Below are 19242 nucleotides of genomic sequence, written 5' to 3'. Positions count from 1 at the left end.
AGGTTTCGCCCTTACCCCCGCATTTACTCCGATGAGAAACGCCGACGTGAACAAGAAGACGCCCCAGGGACGCGTGCCGCGCCCCGCCCTGATCGCCGCCGCCCTCGCCCTGGTCTGGCTGACCGGCTGCGCGATCAAGCCCCAGCCGTTCACGGAGATCGATCGCGCCGCCACGGCCAGTGCCGAGCGCGCCAAACTGTTCGACCAGCAAGAGCCCGTCAGCGGTCCCATCACGCTGGACCAGGCCATGGCGCGCGCGGTCCGCTACAACCTGGACCATCGCCTGAAGATGATGGAAGAGGCCCTGTCGCAGCGGCAACTTGACCTGTCCAACTTCAACCTGCTTCCCAAGCTGACCGCGCAGGCGGGCTACAACCACCGCAACCACCCGCTGGCCTCCGGTTCGGAAGGCCTGTATACCGGCGAAGAGTCGCTGATCCCGTCCTTTTCGACCGATCAGAACAGCCGCACCGCCGACCTGAACCTGTCCTGGAACCTCCTGGACTTCGGCGTCAGCTACTTCGAGGCCAAGCAGCAGGCGGACCATGTGCTGGTGCTGGAACAGCGCCGCCGCAAGGTCGTGCAGCTTCTCATGCAGCAGGTGCGTGAAAGCTACTGGCAGACCTTGGGCGCACAACGCCTGCGCGACCGCGTCGGCCCATTGCTGGAGCAGGCACGCGTGGCGTTGGAAGACTCGCGCCGCGAGCAGGCGCAGGGTCTGCGCTCGCCGATCACCACGCTGACCTACCAGCGCATCCTGCTGGACCTGATGCGCCAGCTGGAAGTGGTACGCACCCAGCTGGAAGAAGCCAAGCCGCGCCTGGCCGCACTGATGAACCTGGACCCCAGTTCAGACTTCACGCTGGCCGGCAGCGACACCTTCCAGGTGCCGGCATTCGATATGCCGATGGACAAGATGGAAGACATGGCGCTGCAGCGCCGTCCCGAGCTGGTCGAGGCCAGCTACAACGAACGCATCAGCGTCAATGAAACGCACAAGGCCATTGCCAAGCTATTGCCTGGCATCGAGCTGAGCCTGGGAACGCATTACGACAGCAACAGCTTCCTGGTTTACAACACCTGGCAGTCTGCCGGCGTCAGCATCAGCTGGAACCTGCTGAACGCACTGAACGCGGGCAATATCCGTGGCGCGGCGCAGGCCCAACTGGATGTGGCCCAGGCGCAGCGCATGGCGCTGAGCATGGCCGTGCTGTCGCAGGTGCACCTGTCGCGCAGCCAGCTTGCCGCCAAGACCCGCCAGTTCGATCTGTACAAGCAGGCCAACGACGTCGACCAGCAGCTTCTCACGCACACCCACAATGCCACCGTCGCCACGGCGCAGGGCAAACTGGACGAGATTCGCGCGGCCACGGCGGCAATGATGTCCGAGCTGCGCGTGTACCAAAGCTATGGCGAGCTGGAAAGCGCTTACGGCCAGATGCTGGCCACGCTTGGCCTGGACCCGTTGGGCGAGAAGCTGGCGAGCAACGATCTGGCATCGGTGGAAGCATCGATCGCCCAGGAACAGAAGCGATGGGGCGCGCTGGCGCGCGGCGCGGATGCCCCCGGCGCTGAGACGGTGGCCGCTGCGCAAAAGTCCGCGCTGACCGCCGCGGCGCCTGCCACCTCGATGCCCGGGACCCTTCAGAAATGACGCACTTTTTTCACGGCCGGGCGGTTTGCGCGGCCGCGTTGCTGCTCGCCACGCGACTGGCGCTGGCAGCGCCGGATGCCGTGGCGCCCGCCGCGCCACCGGCGGCCGACGAACCGGGCTCGAAGATCCGAGTCCAGCTGGTGGCCCGCGACCAGGTCGAGGTCTCGAGCGAAATCTCGGCCAAGATCGCATCGCTGCCTTACCGCGACGGCGACATGTTCCGTGCCGGCGACATGCTGGTCACACTGGATTGCTCGCTGTTCAACGCCCAACTGCGCAAGGCCCAGGCCGACGCCGCGGGCGCAGGCGAACTGCTCGCCGTGAACCGCAAGCTGCGCGCCACGAACTCGATCGGCGACCTGGAGGTGCAGCAGGCTCAGGCCAAGCACAATTCCAGTTCCGCGGACGTCGCCTACATGCAGGCGACCGTGCGCAAGTGCGCCATCGCCGCGCCCTTCGATGGCCGGGTCTCCAAGCGCAGCGCGTCGCCGCAGCAATTTGCCGAGCCGGGCAAGCCCCTGCTGACGATCGTCGACACCAGCCATCTGGAACTGAAGATGATCGTGCCGTCCAAGTGGCTGGTCTGGCTCAAGCCCGGCCACGCGCTGAGCGTGCAGGTCGACGAGTCCGGCAAAGCCTATCCCGCCAAGGTGGCGCGCATCGGCGCCCGGGTCGATCCGGTCACGCAGACCGTTGATGTGACGGCTGCCTTGACGACGGGCGCGGCCGAGCTCTTGCCCGGCATGAGCGGCTGGACGACCTTCGCGCGCTGACGGCAACACGGTAACGGCATGACCGCATCACAGACGGCGAACGACGCCACGCAACAGGTCCGGCTGGACGGCAGGCAGTTCGCGCTGCTATGGCAGCTATCGTCCCGCGCACGCGCGGCCGCCAGTGAGAAGACGCTGGGTTTCACGCTGGTCAATGAAACCCTGGGGCTGGTGCCGTATCGGCAGGCCGCCTGGTGGCGCGGCGACGCGCCGGGTCATATTGCGGCGGTCTCGGGCCTGCCGCAAAGCGATCCCAACGCTCCCTACGTGCAGTGGCTGAGCGCGGTGTGCAAGGTGTTGGCCCGTGAACCCCGGTCCACGCCGCCGGACACCGCGAAGGTGCAAGGCCAGCCGGCCCCCGTCCTGCCCCGCCGCCCGCAGGTGCGCACGTTCACCGCAGAAGACCTGCGCGCCGATGCGCCGCACCTGGCCGACGAATGGAGTGCCTGGTGGCCGGCGCACGCCGCATGGCTGCCGCTAGCCGACCGCACGGGCCGGCCACTGGGTGGCGTGGTGTTCGCGCGCGAGCAGGCCTGGTCCCCGGTGGATACGGTGCTGCTGGCCGAACTGGGACAGGTCTGGGCGCATGGCTTCGAAGCCTTCGCGCCGCGCGCCACCTGGCGCGCCCGCGCGCGCAGCGCGCTGCGTCCCGGACGCACGCAACGGCGGGTGCTGCTTGCCCTTGCAGGCTTGTGCCTGATCCCCGTGCGGCTGACGGTGCTGGCCCCGGCGGACGTCACCCCGCAAGACGCCTACGTGGTTCGTTCGCCGCTGGACGGCGTCATCGACCAGCTGCACATCAAGCCGAATCAGGCCGTCGATAGCGGAACCCCGCTGCTGAGCCTGGACGCCACCACGCTGCGCTCGCGCCATGCGCTGGCCGACAAGAATTTCGCCACTGCGCAAGAGGAGTACCGGCAGACGGCCCAGCTAGCCGTCACCGACGACCGTACCCGTCTGGACATGGTGGAACGCCAGGGCAAGCTCGACCAGAGCCGTGTCGAGCTGGACTACACCGCGCGCCAGTTGGCGCGTGTGAATGTCAATGCGCCACGCGCCGGCGTAGCCATCTTCAGCGACCCCAACGAATGGACCGGCAAGGCCGTGGCGGTGGGCGAGAAGATTCTGCTGCTGGCTGATCCCGCACGCGTGCAGGTGACGGCCTGGCTGCCGGTGGCCGACAACATCGACGTGCAACCCGGCACGCCGCTGACGTTCTACCCCAAGAGTTCACCGCTGTCGAGCTACGACGCGCGAATCGAATCGGTGGCCTGGCGCGCCGAACCCACGCCCGATGGGGTGTTGGCGTATCGGGTGCGCGCCAGCCTGCATGCCGACGGCACGCAGCCGCCGCTGGGCTCCATGGGGACGGCCCGCATCCAGGGCTCGTGGGTGCCGGCCATTTATTACGTGCTGCGCCGCCCGCTGACCCAGGCCCGCCAGTGGCTGGGCTGGTAGCGCCGCTGTCACCATGGCCCGCCTTCCCCAACTCCGCCAGGAACTGACCCTGACGCCGGGCGCCGCCACGCCCGACGGCGCACCGACCTGGATGCTGCATGACCCCGCCGCTAACCGCTTTTTCCAGATCGGCTGGCCCGCGTTCGAAATCCTGTCGCGCTGGCCCCTGGACGATGCGCAGGCCATTGTGAACGCCGTCAATCGCGACACCACGCTGACCGTCACGCTGGACGACCTGGAGGCGCTGGCACGCATGCTGCACCAGCAGAACCTGCTGGTGTCCGAAACCAGCGCCGATACCGAGCGGCTGCAACAGCACGAGGCCGCGCAGCAGACTTCGCGAGCGATGTGGCTGCTCAAGCACTACCTGATGATCCGGATTCCGCTATGGCATCCGATGGGTTTCCTGCGCGCCACCGCGCGCCATGTGTCGTTCGCCTTCCGCCCGGCGTTCTGGTGGCTGGTCGCGGCAGTGGCGATCGTCGGCCTGGTCCTGGCCTCGCGGCGCTGGGACGAATTCCTGCACACCTTCCAGGGCTACGCCGACTGGCGCGGCCTGATCGGCGTAGGCGTCGCCCTCGGATTTGCCAAGATCCTGCACGAACTGGCGCATGCCTATACGGCGCAACGCCATGGATGCCGGGTTCCGACGATGGGCGTGGCGCTGCTGGTGATGTTTCCGATGCTGTACACCGACACGACCGAGGCGTGGAAGGTACAGGGCCGACGCGAACGCCTTCAGATCGGTGCGGCCGGCATGCTGAGCGAACTGGCGCTCGCCGCCTTCGCCACGCTGGCGTGGAGCCTGCTGCCGGACGGCCCGCTACGGTCCGGCGCTTTCCTGCTTGCCACCACGACGTGGGTGGCCACGTTGGCGATCAACGCCAGCCCGTTCATGCGCTTTGACGGCTACTTCCTGCTGTCGGATTGGCTGGAGATGCCAAACCTGCATGACCGCGCTTTTGCCATGGGCCGCTGGTGGCTGCGCGAGCGGCTGTTCGGACTGGGCGATCCGCAGCCCGAACCGTGCAGCACGCAGCGCCGGCGCTTCCTGGTCGCCTTTTCGTTCGCCACCTGGCTATATCGCCTGATGGTGTTCATGGCGATTGCGCTGATCGTTTATCACGCCTTTTTCAAAGTGCTCGGCATGCTGTTGTTTTGCGTCGAGTTGTGGTGGTTCATCCTGCGCCCCGTGTGGAACGAGGTCAAGGCGATCGGTTCGCGTCGTGAGGACCTGCACTGGAATTTCCAGACGGTGCGCAGTGCGCTGCTGGGCGCGGCGGTCGTGGCATTCTTTGTCGTGCCCTGGCATGCCGGCGTCAGCGCGCCGGCCGTGCTGGGACCGCAGCGGGCGCAAGGGCTGTACACGGTGGCTGCAGGCTATCTGGCCGACACCCCGCCGCCCGCTCGCGACGGCCAGCGTGTCCAGGCCGGGGATGTCCTGGCCGTGCTCGTGTCTCCCGACCTGCAGGCGACGCTCGCGGCCGCCACGGCCGAAGAAAAGCAGTTGCGGTGGCAAGTCGAACAGCAACCCTTCGACGACCGCCTGCGTCAGCAAGGCACGGCGCTGACAAGCCGATGGTCCGCCGCGCGCGAAACCGTGGCGGGCCTGCAAGCGCAGATCGCGCAGCTGAGCGTGCGCGCGCCTTTCGACGGCATCGTGCAGGCCGACGGTGAAGGTCAGGCGCCAGGCACTTGGCTGCCACGCGGAGAACGGCTGTACGACCTGGTCGCGCCGGATGGCGTGAAGGGCAATGCTTACGTGGGAGAAGATGCGGTTGCGCGGCTGGCGCCGGGGCAATCCGCCGTGTTCGTCGCGAGCCTGCCCGAAATGGCCGCCCGCACCTGCCGCGTCCAGGCCATCGACCCCGTCAACGTATCCACGCTGGATGAGCTCAGCGTTGCCAGCACCTACGGCGGTCCGATTCCGGCGGAGCGGGACGCAAAGACGCATGGGCTGGTGCCTTTGCGCGCAACCTGGCAGGTCCGCTTTGCGGACTGCGACGGGGCACCTGGCATGGACCGCGAGCTGAACGGCACCGCCCAACTGGGCGCGGGGCGCCAGAGCTTCATCGGCGCCGGCATCCGCCTTGCGGTCGCAACGCTGCAACGGGAAATTGGCTTCTGACGGAATCCATGCTGGTCCTGGCCGGATCGCCTCAGCCTGCCGGCTGGCCGCGCCGTGCTAGGCTGGCGGCCTTCTCCCATCAGGAACCTGCATGCCGCCCGCCATCCGTCTTGGCCCGCTTGTTTTCCCCGCCGAACTCGCCGTGCTGGCCGCCGCCGCCCTTGTTGGACTGCTCGCGGCGCACCTGCTGAACCGCACCGGCCGGGATGGCCGCCGCGCCGACGTCTCCGGCGTGCTGTGGGGCGCCCTGATCGTGGGTCTGCTGGCCGCGCGGCTGGGCTTTGTCTGGCAGTACCGCGATCCGTTCGTGCAGAACCCCTTTGCCGTGCTCGACGTGCGCGACGGCGGTTGGGCCGGCACGTGGGGTCTGGCGGCCGCCTGGATCTATGCCGTGGCGGCCATGCTGCGCCGCGGCGTGCCAAGGCCGGCCGTCATCGGCGCCCTGGCGTTGGCCACGGCCACCTGGCTTGCTGGGGGCCGCCTGCTGGCGCCGCCAGATCAACCGCTGCCGGCGCTCGCGCAGCTTCGCCTGCAGGACCTGAACGCCGTCCCCGCGGCGCTATCCGCCTATCAAGGCAAACCCACTGTCGTCAATCTGTGGGCAAGCTGGTGCCCGCCGTGCCGGCGCGAGATGCCCGCCTTTGAAGCGGCGCAAGCTGCTCACCCGGACGTGCACTTCGTGTTCTTGAACCAGGGCGAAGCCCCGCCCGAGATCACGCAATACCTGCGCCAGCATGCGCCGGCGCTGCAAAACGTGCTGATGGACCCGGCCAGCGACGCGTCCCGCCAGCTCAGCAACCGCGGCCTGCCGGCAACGCTATTCCTGGATGCCAGTGGACGGATGGTGGACCTGCGCGTGGGCGAATTGTCGGCCGCCACGCTGGCCCAGCGCCTGGACGCCTTACGCGCCGCGTCCAGCAAGCCGTGAAGCGCGTTGCAGGAATTCGGCGTTCAATTCACCGACATCCACGACGCCCAGCAGGCCCATATCGCGCTTGACTTCCTCGGCGATCAGCGCAATCGCGTGCGCCACGCCGCGCTGCCCCGCCACCGTCGCCGCATAGTTGAACGGGCGCCCCACGAACACGCAGCGCGCGCCCAGCGCCAACGCCTTGATCACGTCCGTTCCGCGGCGCACGCCGCTGTCCAGCATCACTTCCATGCTGCCGCCCACCGCGTCCACGATGGCGGGCAAGGCGTGCAGCGGCGGCACGCTGCCGTCCAGCTGCCGGCCACCGTGGTTGGACACGATGATGCCGTCCATGCCCAGCGCGAGCGCCGTCCGCGCGTCGTCGGGATGCAAAACGCCCTTGAGCACCATCTGCCCCCGCCAGCGCCGTCGGATGGCGGCCACGTGTTCCCAGTTCAGGTGGCCGCGGTCGGAAAAGTCGCGCAGCACGCTGGCCGACAGGATGGGCGCGCCCCGGGTCGCATAGTTGTTCTCGAAGTGCGGCATGCCGTGACGCAACAACGTGCGCAGGAACGTGCCAAACAGCCACCGGGGATGCGTCAGCCCCTGCCACGCCAGGCCCAGGCTTGGCCGCAGCGGCGTCGAAAACCCGGCGCGCACGTTGTTCTCGCGATTCGCGGCCACCGGCGTGTCGACCGTCAGAACGAGCGTGCCGACGCCGGCCGCCGCCACGCGATCGATGAGCGCGGCGATCTGGGCGTCGTCGCCGGGCAGATAGGCCTGAAACCAGGTGCCCGGCGCCTGCTCCATCACGGTTTCCAGCCGGATCAGGGACGAACCGCTCATGATGCAGGGCACGCCGGCATCCGCGGCCGCCTTGGCCATCACGATATCGCCGCGGTAACCCGATATCGCCGAAATGCCCATGGGCGCCACACCCACGGGCGCGGCGAACTCCCGGCCCAGCACGGTGCACCGGGTGCTTCGCGCGGACACGTTCACCAGCACCTTGGGCAGAAAGCTATATTCGGCGAACGCGTCGCGGTTGCCGCGTTCCGAATGGCCGTCCTCGACAGCGCCTGACACGTACGCATAGATGGGCTTGGGCAGCCGCTTTCTGGCGGCGGCTTCGAAGTCGTGCAGACTGAGCATGCGGCGCAGCGGATCGGGCATGTGGGCTCCTCGGGGCGCTCGCGCGGCGAGCGGCCGTCCTGTCGTTGTCGGTATTGGCGGGGACTATAGGCGCGACGGCAGTTTGAATAAAGTGACTTTATCGATCTTGTTCCCTACACTTTTATTCGCCCTCATCAGCCTGCTCCGCCGGATTGCATCCTCTCATGACGCTCAAGCAACTCGAAGCCTTCTACTGGGCTGCCACCTGCAAGAACTTCGCCATTGCCGCGAACCGGCTGAATATTTCGGTTTCGTCGTTGTCCAAGCGGATTGGCGAACTGGAATCGTCCATCGGGGCCGAACTCTTCAGCCGCAGCGCCCGCAGCGCCACGTTGACCGCGCTGGGCGAACAGCTGGTGCCGCACGCCAAGGATCTGCTGCGCAACGCCGACCAGTTCATGCAGCAGGCCAGCAACAACCTCAGTTATTCGGGCCGCTGCCGGTTTGGCGCGGGCGAGCTGACGTCACTGACCTGGATGGCCCGCCTGATTGAAGTGATTCAACTCGACCACCCCGATCTGCTGGTCGAGCCCTTCGTGGGCGTTGGCGAACTGGTCGAGCGCGGCCTGGAAGAAGGCGAACTCGACTTTGCCGTCATTGCGGGCCCCTCTTCCCGGCCGTCGATCGCGTCGCGCGTCATCGGCAGCGCCCACTTCGAATGGGTGGCCGCGGCCGGCGCCGTCCCCAATCCCCAGACGCTCACCCCCGCCGACCTGCCCGGCCTGACGCTCATCACCCTGCCGCAAAGCTCGGGCGCCATCCGCGTCCTGGACGACTGGCTGACCGAGCAACGCGTGTCGCCGGGCCGCAACGCGTGCTGCAACGGTTGGGGCGGCATCGCGGCCATGCTCCGCCAAGGCCTGGGGCTGGGCTTCCTGCCATCGGCCTGGGCACGCATCCTGATCGACCGGGGCGACTTGCACCCCCTGCCCGGATTCGCGCCCCTGCGCCCGCTTACCTACACGTTCCAATGGCGCCGCGACGACACGCGGCCCATGTTGGAAACGCTGCGCGCGCACGCCGAGGCCTGCCTGGATTTTCATGCGCCCTCGGGGATGGTGTGAGTGCAAATGCCCCTGAGCGAAGATCTCGACAGTTTCACAAAAGCGTTCTATTGAGCAGAAAATTATTCGCTTTATCTCCCCTTTTGGCGAGCGTAGAGTCCAGTCGGACTGACTTGGAGATAAGGCCCCATGCCGGATTCCGGATTCACCCCGCACGACCGCCCCGCCCGGCTTGTCCGCCTGGACCTGTGGCTGAACCCCGTATTTGACGAAATCATCGGCGCCGCGCCCGGCATTGCGCTGTCGGTGCTTCCCGCGAAGGGCGACGACGCCCGCACGCTTGCCGGATTGAAATCCGCTCATGCCTACCATGTGTCCGCGGCCAAGGACGAGTTGCCGCGCCAGTGGTTTGTCGGCGAATCATTGATCGCGCAGTGCCCGGACCTCGTGTGCGTGTCGTCGGGCGGCGCGGGCTACGACACCATCGATGTGCCAGCCTGCACGGCCGCCGGCATCGCCGTCGTGAACCAGGCCGGCGGTAACGCCGAGTCCGTGGCCGAACACACCTACGCGCTGCTGCTGGCCGTGCAACGCCGGATCGTCGAATCCCATAACCGCCTGCGCCATGACACGGGCTTTTCGCGCGAAGACCTGATGGGCCACGAGATCCACGGCGCGGTCATCGGCCTGGTGGGCATTGGCAAGATCGGCACCTGCGTGGCCCGCATTGCCCAAGGCTTTGGCCTGCGCGTCATCGCCCACGATCCGCTGCTGGACGCCGCGACCATCCGCGCGCGCGGCGCTGAACCGGTCGGGCTGGACGAACTGCTGTCGCAGTCCGATATCGTCTCGCTGCATTGCCCGCTGGACGCCTCCACGCGCGGCCTGTTCGGCGCACGCGCCTTTGCGGCGATGAAACCCGGCGCGGTGTTCATTTCGACGGCCCGCGGCGGCATCCATGACGAAAGCGCGCTGCATGACGCGTTGCGGGGCGGACACCTGCGAGGCGCCGGGCTGGACGTGTGGGAGCAGGAACCGCCCGACCGATCGGCCCCGCTGCTGGCATTGAACAACGTCGTCGCCACCTTCCACACCGCAGGCGTCACGCACGAAGCGCGCCGCAGCGTCGCCCGCTCGTCGGCAACGCAGCTTGCCGCCATGCTGCGCGGCGAGCGGCCGCCGCAACTCGTCAACCCGGAGGTCTGGCCCCGGGCCGCCGAGCGCATTGCCCACCTGACATAACAACGCGGCATTCGTGCCTGGCCGCGCCGCAAGGCGCGACAGGCCGTGACCGCCAAAACATCCAAAGGAGACAACCATGCAACAACAGACCAAGCGCCGCACGCTGCGCACCCTGGCTACCCTGCTTGCAGGCGCCGCCCTGTTTTCCGGCGCCGCGCAGGCGGCCGGCTATCCCGAACGGCCGATCAACCTGATCGTGTCTTACGGACCGGGCGGCGGCACCGACCTGGTCGCCCGGATGATGGCGCCCTTCCTGCAAAAGTACCTGGGCGGCGACGCGCGCATCGTGGTGCTGAACCGGCCGGGCGCGGGCGGCGCCATCGGCTTTGCGGAACTGGCGCGCGCTCAGCCGGACGGCTACACCATCGGCTTCATCAACACGCCGAATCTGCTGACGATTCCCATCGAGCGCAAGACGGACTTCACGTGGCAAAGCTACGATCTGCTCGGCAACCTGATCGATGATCCGGGCGCGTTCTCGGTGCTGAACGACAACCCGATCAAGAACCTGGCGGAATTGGCTGCCTATGCAAAGCAGAATCCCGGCAAGGTCACCGTCGGCACCACGGGCACCGGCTCGGACGACCACCTGGCCATGCTCCGTTTCGAACGCACGTCAGGCACCACACTGAGCCACATCCCGTACAAGGGCGCCGGCGAGGTGCGCGGCGCGTTGGCAAGCGGCGAGATCACGATCGGCGCCATCAACGTGGGCGAGGCGCTTCAGTACCGGAAAGGCGGCACGCCGCTGCGCTTTTTGGGACAGATGGGCAATACCCGCTCTGCCGCGCTGCCCGACGTGCCCACCTTCAAGGAACAGGGGTTCGACTTCGAACTGGCTTCGCTGCGCGGTCTGGCCGCGCCCAAGGGCTTGCCGGACGAGGTCCGCACGAAGCTGGTCTCGGCCGTCCAGCACACGGTGCAAGACCCGCAATTCCAGGCCAAGGCCCGCGAGATGTTTGCGCCGCTGCGCTACCTGCCGCCCGCGGAATACGCCAAGGAACTGTCGGCCGGCGAAGCGCAATTCCGCCTGCTCTGGAAGGAAGCGCCCTGGCTCGACAAGTAAACCGGCCGGGCAAAGGCGGCGTGGCCTTGCCCGGCTTGCCCGCGCCCCATCAACGCATCGCGGCCAGCATCAGATCCAGATTCTGCACTGCCGCGCCCGATGCGCCCTTGCCCAGATTGTCGAACACGGCAGCCAGCAGCACCTGACCGTACGCGGCATTGCCATACACGCCCAACCGCAGGTCGTTCGTGCCGTTCAGCGCCTGGGGATCCAGGTTCGCGTGCGTGGCCGCCTCGTCGCGCGGCACGACTTGAACATGGGCCGCGCCCGCGTAGTGCTGTTGCAGACAATCGTGCAGCGCCGCGGCGTCCACGCCGGCGGGCAGCAGGCGCAGGTGCAGCGGCACGGTCAGGACGATGCCCTGGCGGAAAGCGCCGTAAGACGGCACGAACACCGGACGCTGCGTAAGGCCCGCATGCCGCTCGATCTCGGGCGTGTGCTTGTGAGCCAGACCCAGGCCGTAGACCTGGAACGCGGGTCCGCGCGCACCTTCCGCGCCTTCGTAAGCATCGACGCTGGCGCGCCCGCCTCCCGAATAGCCGGACACGGCGTTGATGACCGCCGGATAGTCGGCGGGCACCAGCCCGGCCTGCACCAGCGGCCCCAGCAGCGCGATGGCGCCGGTGGGATAGCAGCCCGGGTTGCTGACCCGCAGCGCGTGCGCAATCCGCTCGGCCTGGCCCGCGCGCATTTCCGGAAAACCATAGACCCAACCCGCGTCCGTGCGATGCGCGGAACTGGCATCAATGATGCGGACCGTGGGATTGACGACCGAGGCGGCGGCCTGCCGCGCCGGTTCGTCGGGCAGGCAGAGAATCGCGATGTCGCTGGCGTTGATCGCCTCGGCGCGGCGCTGCGGGTTCTTGCGGTCGGTCTCAGGCAGCGTCAGCAGCCGCAGGTCGGTGCGGCCGTGCAGCCGCTCGTGGATCTGCAGGCCTGTCGTGCCCTGGTCACCGTCGATGAAAACTAGAGGTTGGGTCATGATGCGGTCCGGATGGTTCGGCGTTGCCTGATCTCTTCAGGAATGAACGTCATCTTCGATCCCGCCGCCAGATAAGAAAAGTCGAATATCATGATCGTTTGATTCAGGTTTCCTGAATGATGCAGGCACGGCCCCACCAACATCGAAACCCATCGCGGAATCCCTCATGCGCGAAATCAGCCTGGACCGTCTGCGCACCCTTGTCGCCATCGCCGACCTCGGGTCGTTTGCCGACGCCGCGCGTGCGCTGCATCTGGCGCCGCCCACCGTGAGCCTGCACGTGTCCGATCTGGAAGCCCGTGTCGGCGCGCCGCTGCTGACGCGCAAACGCGGTCAGGTCAGGCCCACGCCCATCGGCGAAACGTTGCTGGAACGGGCGCGCCGCCTGCTCGCCGAGGCGGACCAGGCGCTGGACGACGTGCAGCGGCAGGTGCAAGGGCTGGCCGGCCGCGTGAGGCTGGGGGCCTCGACCGGGGCCATCGCGCATCTGCTGCCGCAAGCGCTGGAAACGCTGGGCCGCGATCATCCCGGCATCGACGTGCAGGTGGCGGTGCTGACCTCGCAAGAGACGCTGCTGAGGCTGGCCGAAGGGACACTGGACGTGGGACTCGTCGCGCTGCCACAACCGCCCATGACGGGACTCGTGCTGCGACCGTGGCGCCGGGATCCGGTGATGGCCTTTCTGCCCGCGTCCTGGAAAGCGCCCGCGCGCCTCACGCCCGCGTGGCTGGCCGAGCGGCCGCTGATCCTGAACGACGCCAGCACGCGCCTGTCGCGGCTGACGGGCGAATGGTTCATGGCCGCCGGCCTGAACCCGCGCGCGCGCATCCAGTTGAACTACAACGACGCCATCAAGAGCCTGGTGGCTGCCGGTTATGGCGCGACCTTGTTGCCGCATGAGGCGACCGCGCCGCAACCCGATCCGCGCGTCATCATGCGGCCGGTGCGGCCCGCCTTGTGGCGGCCGCTGGGCATCGCGCATCGCGCCGGGCAAGTGGAAGCGGCCACGCAGCACGTGCTGGACGTGTTGTGGGAATTGCGCGCATCGGGCGGCAAGGCCGCGGCGGCGTAATCGAACCGCCTCAGCCCGTCTTGCGCAGCCTGACCGGCGCAGACGCGCCACGGCGGAAAAACGCCGCCCGCTGGCTTTCCTCGCGCAACCGGCGCGCGCGCGAGCGGAACAGGTCCTTACGGCCCACGATGCCCAGCAACCGGCCGGAATCGCGGTCGATGATCGGCACGCGCCCCGCCCCGGACAACGCCATGCGGTCCGCGATCTGGCTGGCCAGTTCATCGGGATGGCCGAACACCAGTTCGCGCCCGTCCAGCGCCTGCGCCAGCGTCCGGTCGTCCGGCTCACCTTGCAATGCCCACGCCAGCGTGTCGGCGCGCGTCACCTCGCCCACCACAACACCTTGCGCGTCCAGCACCGGATAGCTCGTGTGGACGGGCTGCGCGGTGGTGAAATGCGTCACGGCCTGCGCCACCGTCATCGTGTCGGGCAGCGTCTGCACCGGGCTTGTCATCACGTCGGCCACGCGCAAGAGGTCAAAGGGATCCACGCGATATTCGCGGCTGATATGGTGGCCGCGGCGTGCGATCTTTTCGGTCAGGATCGACCGCTTGAGCAGCAGCACGGTCACGCCATAGGCAAACACGCACGCCGACAGCACCGGCAAGAGCGCCTGCAGGTTGCCGGTCAGCTCCACGGCAAAAAGCGTTGCCGTCAGCGGGGCGCGCATGGTGCCGCCCATCATCGCCGCCATGCCCACCAGGGCCCAGAACCCCGGGTCTGCCTGCGGCAGCACGGGCGACGCCAGCGCGCCCAGCGCGCCGCCAAAGATCAGCAGCGGGGCCAGCACGCCGCCGGACGTGCCCGACCCCAGCGCAATCGACCAGATCGCAACCTTGACCACCAGCAGCACCAGCACCGCCTGGAACGCCAGATCGCCCGCCAGCATATGGCGGATGTTGTCGTAGCCCACGCCCAGCGCGGCGGGCTCGATCAGGCCGCCGATGCCGATGGCCAGTCCGCCGATGGCCGGCCACCACATCCAGTGGATGGGCAGCTTCTCGAAAAGGTCTTCGGCCGCATACACCAGCGACGTGAGCACGCCGGACCCAAGGCCCGCCAGCACGCCGACCGCGGCGCACGCCACCAGATGCCACGGCGTGAAGGCAAACGTGCCGGCATACGCAAAGATCGGGCCGGGCTCCATGACGAAGGCGCGCGTTGCCGCCGCCACCAGCGCGGCCACGGCCACGGGCAGGAAACTGCGCGGCTTCCATTCGAAGAGCAGCAGTTCAACCGCCAGCAACACCGCGGCCAGGGGCGTTCCAAAGATGGCCGTCATGCCGGCCGCCGCGCCGGCAACCAGGAGCGTCTTGCGTTCGCCGTCGTCCAGGTGGATGGTCTGCGCCAGCAGCGACCCGATCGCGCCGCCCGTCATGATGATGGGTCCCTCGGCGCCGAACGGGCCGCCGGTGCCGATGGACACCGCCGACGACACGGGCTTTAGCACTGCCACCTTCGGCTGGATGCGGCTCTTGCCGATCAGGATGGCTTCCATGGCTTCGGGGATGCCGTGGCCGCGGATCTTTTCTGAGCCGTAGCGCGCCATAACGCCGATGATGAGGCAGCCGATCACCGGGATGGCCACCGATCCCCACCCGAGACGGCCAGTGGTGATGGGCAGGTCGGCAAAGGAAAACAGGCCGTGATAGGCCAGGTTCGTGCAAAGTGCGATCAGGCGCAGCAGGATCCAGGCGGCCGCGACGCTGGCCAGGCCGACGGGAATGGCAAGACCCATCAGCAGGACGACGCGCCGGTCCGTGGTGAAGTCGCCGAGCCGCAGTCCGGGCCGGGCGGAAGAGGAAATGGGAGGCATGGTCAAAGCAACTTGGGAAGTATTCGCACGGAATTTGAGAAAAGTCATATATATCGTAGCACGACATATATTAGAATCGCGCGGTGAACGCCTCCAAGACACCCTCTCGCCTGTCTCCCGCAGACTACGAACTGCTCGCGGACTTTCGCTATGCGTTGCGAAAATTCGCGGCCTTCAGTGAAAGCGCGGCCGCGGGCCTGGACCTGATGCCGCAGCAGCATCAGGCGTTGCTGGCCATCAAGGGCACGCGCAAGGGCGCTCCCGGACGCCGGGGCCTCTACGTTGGCGAAATCGCCGACCGCCTGCTGATCCGCCCGCACACCGCGGCCGAACTGGTGGGCCGTCTAGCGCGGCTGGACCTGGTCAGCCGTGAAGCCGACCCCGAAGACGGACGACGCGTCGAGGTCGTGCTGACCGCCAAGGGCGAGCGCATGCTGGAAAACCTCTCCGCCTCGCACCTCGAAGAACTGCACGCCATGCGTCCGCTTCTGACGCGATTGCTGGCGCGCATGGGCGCCGACAACGGCAAGGACTGATCCCCCCTCTCCTTTACGCCTGTCCGGCATAAGCTCATGCCGTCAGGTAATGCGCCTCGTGATAAATTGTCGCCCCGCGACATATCAATGCGTCGCGAGGAGAGATTGTCTTGGGTGTTGCAATCAAGCGCTGGCTGGGCTCGTTCGCGCCAGCGCCCGTGGGCGTCAACGGACGCGAAAAACTGTACGGCGCGGTCGGCGCCCTGCTTGGCCTGTTTTGCACCGAGTGGGTGGGACGTCACGCGCTCGGCGCGGACAATCCGTGGTTCATCGCGCCGATGGGCGCATCGGCGGTGCTGCTGTTCGCCGCGCCTGCCAGTCCGCTCGCCCAGCCCTGGTCGTTGATGGCCGGCAACCTCGTGTCGGCTCTGATCGGGGTGTTCTGCGCGCAGTTCATTCCCCTACCCGGCGTTGCCGCCGCCGTCGCCGTGGCCCTGGCGATCGGCGCCATGTTTTCCCTGCGCTGCCTGCATCCGCCCAGCGGCGCCGTCGCGCTGACCGCCGTGCTGGGGGGACCGGCCGTCGCGAAGCTCGGGTACGGTTTCGCGCTGTGGCCCGTGGCGCTGAATTCGGTCATTCTTCTTGCCATCGCCGTGGTCTTCAACGGCGCGCTCAAACGCAACTACCCCCGCCGCCACGCCGAACCGGCCGCCGGTCACCACACGCGCGACCCCATCCCCAGCGCGCGGCTGGGCTTTTCGCGCGCCGACCTTGACGAGGCGCTGAGCCAGCGCGGCGAGCTGCTGGACATCAGCAAGGAAGATCTGGAAGACATCGTGCTCGCCGCCGAACTGCGCGCCAGCGTGCGCCGCTTTGGCGACGTGCGATGCGCCGACATCATGTCGCGCGACGTGGTGACCGTCTTGGAAAAGGACCCGCTGGACTACGCGGTGCGGCTCTTTGACAAGCACCGTTTGCAGGCGCTGCCGGTGCTGGATTCGGCGGACCGCTACGCGGGCATGATTGCCCAGGGCGATGTGCTGGCGCGCAAGAGCCGCCCGGCGCCCGTCGCCACGGATGCCGCCTTCACGCCCGATCTGCTGGTGGCCGACTGCATGCGCAGCGAAGTGCCTTTCGCCACGCCCGGCCTGCCCGTGATCGAGCTGGCGCGCCCGATGTCGGACAGCCTGCATTGCGTGCCCGTCTTGGACGAGGGCCGCCATCTGCAGGGGCTGGTGACGCAGTCCGACCTGGTGGCCGCGCTGTATCAGATGGCCGTTTCGGCCAACTCCCAGCCCGCCGGCACGCACAAGCTGGCCGCCTGAGCCTCCGTAGCCCTACGGATTCCGGCGCGGGTTTGCCGCAAGGCATAATGGCCAGCGTGAATCCCCTATCCCGCGCGCGCGCCTTTCTCTGCTGGCTGGTCCTCTTCTGTCTGGGCGCAATCTGGATCGCGCGCCAGGAGTACGCGGATCAGTACGAGCGCTTCTTCCAGAGCACCAGCATCGCCCAGCGCATGCTGAGCCAGAAGACGGTGCAGCACGAAGCCGTCCTCGCCACGCTGGCCGCGCTGTCGCATCCGCCCGCCCCCGAGCGCCTTTTTCCCAGCCTGCAGCCCGCCATGCCCCAGCTTCTGGGCCTGGGCTATCTACCGGGCGGCGTATGGTCGGGCAGCCTGCCCGAACCCGCCGGCCTGACCGCCGCGGTACAACGCGCGCGCCAGCTGGACCGGCCCGTCACCATTGCCGTGGACGACGCGCGCTACTGGCTGGTGTCCCCGTCGGGGTGGAGCCTGCTGATCGACGCGCGCCACCTCGTGCCTGCCGCTGACTTTCCCCCGGGCCTGGGCAATCTGACCCTCACGGTGGACCGCAAGCCGCTACCCCTTCTGGACAAGCAACCCAACGCGTCGCTAGCCGGCTGGACGCTGGCGCTGCAAAAGCCGCTGGGCGCGGCCAGCCAGCCGTTCCGGATGCGCAGCACGCGCACGCTGACCCCCGCATCCTGGCCCTGGGCCGTCTGGCTCGGGTGGGCCGCGGCCAGCGGCCTGCTGGTGGCCGGCGCAGCCGCGTGGCAACGCTCGCGCGCCGAAGCGCGCCGGCAGCAGGAGCAGGTGCGGCTTTCGGCCATGGCGCGCCTGAGCACGCTGGGCGAAATGGCCGCCGGCATCGCTCATGAACTCAATCAGCCGCTGACCGCCATCCTGGCGCAAACCCGAGCCGCCCAGCGTCTGCTCGATGACGAAGACGAGCGCCCCGCCGTGCGCCATGCGCTGCTGGCCAGCGCCGAACAAGCCAAGCGCGCCGCCGACATCATCAGCCGCATGCGCGCGCTGGTGCAGCCCAGTGCCCCGGCGCGGCGCGAAGCCATCGATCCGGATGCGATGATCGCGTCGCTGCGCTTCCTGCGCGAACCGGAGCTGGCTAGACAAGGCATCCGGCTGACGTGGACCAACGCCAGCCCCGGCGCGCGCCCGCTGGGTGACCGTGTGGCCCTCGAACAGATCCTGCACAACCTGGTGCAGAACGCGGCGGACGCGCTGGATGGCGCCACCGGCGCGCGCAAGATCGCCCTTGAAGGCCGCGTGGTGGACGGCCAGTACCAGTTCAGCGTCAGCGACACCGGCCCCGGCATCGCCGCGGATGCAATGCCGCGCCTGTTCACGCCGTTCTACACCACCCGCGACCAGGGCATGGGCCTGGGTCTTGCCCTGTGCGATACCTTGGCCGGGTCGATGGACGGCCGCATCGCCGCGCGCAACCTCAGTCCCGCGGGCGCCTGCTTCACCGTCAGCCTGCCGCAAGCCGGAGCCGCCGCATGAATCCCAACGACCATTCCCCGCTCGTTTATCTGGTGGATGACGACGATGCGGTGCGCGATGGCCTTGGACTGCTGTTGCGCAGCGTCGGCTTGCGCAGCGCGGGCTACGCCGACCCGATGGCGTTTCTGGATGCCCTGGCGCAGCCCGTGATCGGCTGCGTGGTGCTGGACATCCGCATGCCCGGCATCAGCGGCCTGGACGTGCTTGCCCAGCTTGCCGACCGGTCCGACCTGCCCGTCGTCATGCTGACCGGGCACGCCAATGTGGACCTGTGCCGCCGTGCATTCAAGGGCGGCGCCATGGAATTCCTGCAAAAGCCGGTCGACGACGATGTCTTTCTGGATGCGGTGCAGGCGGCCGTGCGCACGCACATCGCCAGCCGTGAACGCCTGGCCGTCACGCAGGCGGCGGCGGACCGCCTGGCGCGGTTGTCCGCGCGCGAACACGAGGTGCTGGCGCGCATCGTGCGCGGCATGAGCAACAAGGAAATCGCGCGCGAGTTCGACCTGTCGCCGCGCACGGTCGAAACCTACCGCGCCAACGTCTTTGCGAAGCTGGAAGCCGAATCGCTCGCGCAGCTGATCCGCCAGTACGCGACCCTGCTCGACTGATGCGCCTCCGTAGCGCTACGGAGGCGTGCGCGTAGTCGGGCGTATACCGGGTTTTC

Annotated in this window: 16 protein-coding genes; 13 read left to right on the top strand and 3 right to left on the bottom strand. The window is 67.9% G+C overall.

Translation table 11 applies throughout. The features are described 5' to 3' along the window. Nucleotides 1–31: 31 nt before the first annotated feature. The 5 genes from LN047_RS14940 to LN047_RS14920 all read left to right on the top strand — a co-directional run bounded on the left by LN047_RS14940 (nucleotide 32) and on the right by LN047_RS14920 (nucleotide 6941). Nucleotides 32–1654: a TolC family protein gene (locus LN047_RS14940; RefSeq protein ID WP_373979429.1), complete on the top strand. Its 1623-nt coding sequence runs from the start codon at nucleotides 32–34 to the stop codon at nucleotides 1652–1654. Next, on the top strand, nucleotides 1651–2427 hold the full coding sequence (locus LN047_RS14935; RefSeq protein WP_373979428.1) for an efflux RND transporter periplasmic adaptor subunit: 777 nt from the start codon (nucleotides 1651–1653) through the stop codon (nucleotides 2425–2427). The genes LN047_RS14940 and LN047_RS14935 overlap by 4 nt, the downstream gene beginning before the upstream one ends. An 18-nt stretch (nucleotides 2428–2445) precedes the next feature. Further along, the gene (locus tag LN047_RS14930; RefSeq protein WP_373979427.1) at nucleotides 2446–3885 is read left to right on the top strand and encodes an efflux RND transporter periplasmic adaptor subunit; all 1440 of its coding nucleotides are present in this window, start codon (nucleotides 2446–2448) and stop codon (nucleotides 3883–3885) included. Between the two features lie 13 nt (nucleotides 3886–3898). Next, nucleotides 3899–6013 carry an HlyD family efflux transporter periplasmic adaptor subunit gene (locus LN047_RS14925; protein ID WP_373979426.1) on the top strand — a complete coding sequence of 705 codons (2115 nt, stop codon included), beginning with the start codon at nucleotides 3899–3901 and terminating at the stop codon, nucleotides 6011–6013. 91 nt (nucleotides 6014–6104) lie between these two features. Then, nucleotides 6105–6941 (top strand): prolipoprotein diacylglyceryl transferase family protein, encoded by an 837-nt coding sequence (locus LN047_RS14920; RefSeq protein WP_373979425.1) that lies wholly within the window; start codon nucleotides 6105–6107, stop codon nucleotides 6939–6941. On the opposite strand, the gene LN047_RS14915 is transcribed toward LN047_RS14920, so the two are convergent. Further along, on the bottom strand, nucleotides 6915–8096 hold the full coding sequence (locus LN047_RS14915; protein ID WP_373979424.1) for an alpha-hydroxy acid oxidase: 1182 nt from the start codon (nucleotides 8094–8096) through the stop codon (nucleotides 6915–6917). The genes LN047_RS14920 and LN047_RS14915 overlap by 27 nt on opposite strands. 164 nt (nucleotides 8097–8260) lie before the next feature. Between LN047_RS14915 and LN047_RS14910 the strand changes: the two genes are divergently transcribed. The 3 genes from LN047_RS14910 to LN047_RS14900 all read left to right on the top strand — a co-directional run bounded on the left by LN047_RS14910 (nucleotide 8261) and on the right by LN047_RS14900 (nucleotide 11408). Beyond that, entirely contained in the window at nucleotides 8261–9160 is a 900-nt protein-coding gene (locus LN047_RS14910; RefSeq protein WP_373979423.1) for a LysR family transcriptional regulator, read from the top strand. A gap of 129 nt (nucleotides 9161–9289) precedes the next feature. Then, the gene (locus LN047_RS14905) at nucleotides 9290–10342 is read left to right on the top strand and encodes a hydroxyacid dehydrogenase (RefSeq protein WP_373979422.1); all 1053 of its coding nucleotides are present in this window, start codon (nucleotides 9290–9292) and stop codon (nucleotides 10340–10342) included. A 76-nt stretch (nucleotides 10343–10418) separates the two neighbouring features. Further along, complete coding sequence (locus tag LN047_RS14900; RefSeq protein ID WP_373979421.1) at nucleotides 10419–11408, top strand: tripartite tricarboxylate transporter substrate binding protein; 990 nt, start codon at nucleotides 10419–10421, stop codon at nucleotides 11406–11408. 49 nt (nucleotides 11409–11457) lie between these two features. Here LN047_RS14900 and argC read toward each other — a convergent pair whose 3' ends face one another. Next, nucleotides 11458–12390, bottom strand: a complete 933-nt coding sequence (argC, locus tag LN047_RS14895; RefSeq protein ID WP_373979420.1) for an N-acetyl-gamma-glutamyl-phosphate reductase — start codon at nucleotides 12388–12390, stop codon at nucleotides 11458–11460. A 166-nt stretch (nucleotides 12391–12556) separates the two neighbouring features. Here argC and LN047_RS14890 point away from each other — a divergent pair, with 166 nt between their 5' ends. Beyond that, entirely contained in the window at nucleotides 12557–13462 is a 906-nt protein-coding gene (locus LN047_RS14890; RefSeq protein ID WP_152384533.1) for a LysR family transcriptional regulator, read from the top strand. 10 nt (nucleotides 13463–13472) lie between these two features. On the opposite strand, the gene LN047_RS14885 is transcribed toward LN047_RS14890, so the two are convergent. Further along, nucleotides 13473–15278, bottom strand: coding sequence for a chloride channel protein (locus tag LN047_RS14885; protein ID WP_373979419.1), 1806 nt, complete (start codon nucleotides 15276–15278; stop codon nucleotides 13473–13475). Nucleotides 15279–15361: 83 nt separating this feature from the next. Here LN047_RS14885 and LN047_RS14880 point away from each other — a divergent pair, with 83 nt between their 5' ends. The 4 genes from LN047_RS14880 (at nucleotide 15362) to LN047_RS14865 (ending at nucleotide 19186) form a co-directional block, all read left to right on the top strand. Continuing rightward, nucleotides 15362–15814, top strand: coding sequence for a MarR family winged helix-turn-helix transcriptional regulator (locus LN047_RS14880; protein WP_142055105.1), 453 nt, complete (start codon nucleotides 15362–15364; stop codon nucleotides 15812–15814). 110 nt (nucleotides 15815–15924) lie between these two features. Then, nucleotides 15925–17079 carry an HPP family protein gene (locus LN047_RS14875; RefSeq protein ID WP_373979418.1) on the top strand — a complete coding sequence of 385 codons (1155 nt, stop codon included), beginning with the start codon at nucleotides 15925–15927 and terminating at the stop codon, nucleotides 17077–17079. Nucleotides 17080–17135: 56 nt separating this feature from the next. Further along, a complete protein-coding gene (locus LN047_RS14870; RefSeq protein ID WP_373979417.1) occupies nucleotides 17136–18575 on the top strand; it encodes a sensor histidine kinase in 1440 nt (479 codons plus the stop codon). Further along, complete coding sequence (locus tag LN047_RS14865) at nucleotides 18572–19186, top strand: response regulator transcription factor (protein ID WP_062840131.1); 615 nt, start codon at nucleotides 18572–18574, stop codon at nucleotides 19184–19186. Before LN047_RS14870 ends, LN047_RS14865 begins: the two co-directional genes overlap by 4 nt. Nucleotides 19187–19242 lie beyond the last annotated feature (56 nt).

This window comes from Achromobacter sp. JD417 (assembly GCF_041879325.1).
GTDB classification, from domain to species: domain Bacteria; phylum Pseudomonadota; class Gammaproteobacteria; order Burkholderiales; family Burkholderiaceae_B; genus Achromobacter; species Achromobacter mucicolens.
The sequence above is the reverse complement of the archived record's forward strand: the minus strand, read 5'-3'. Positions and strand labels throughout refer to the sequence as shown.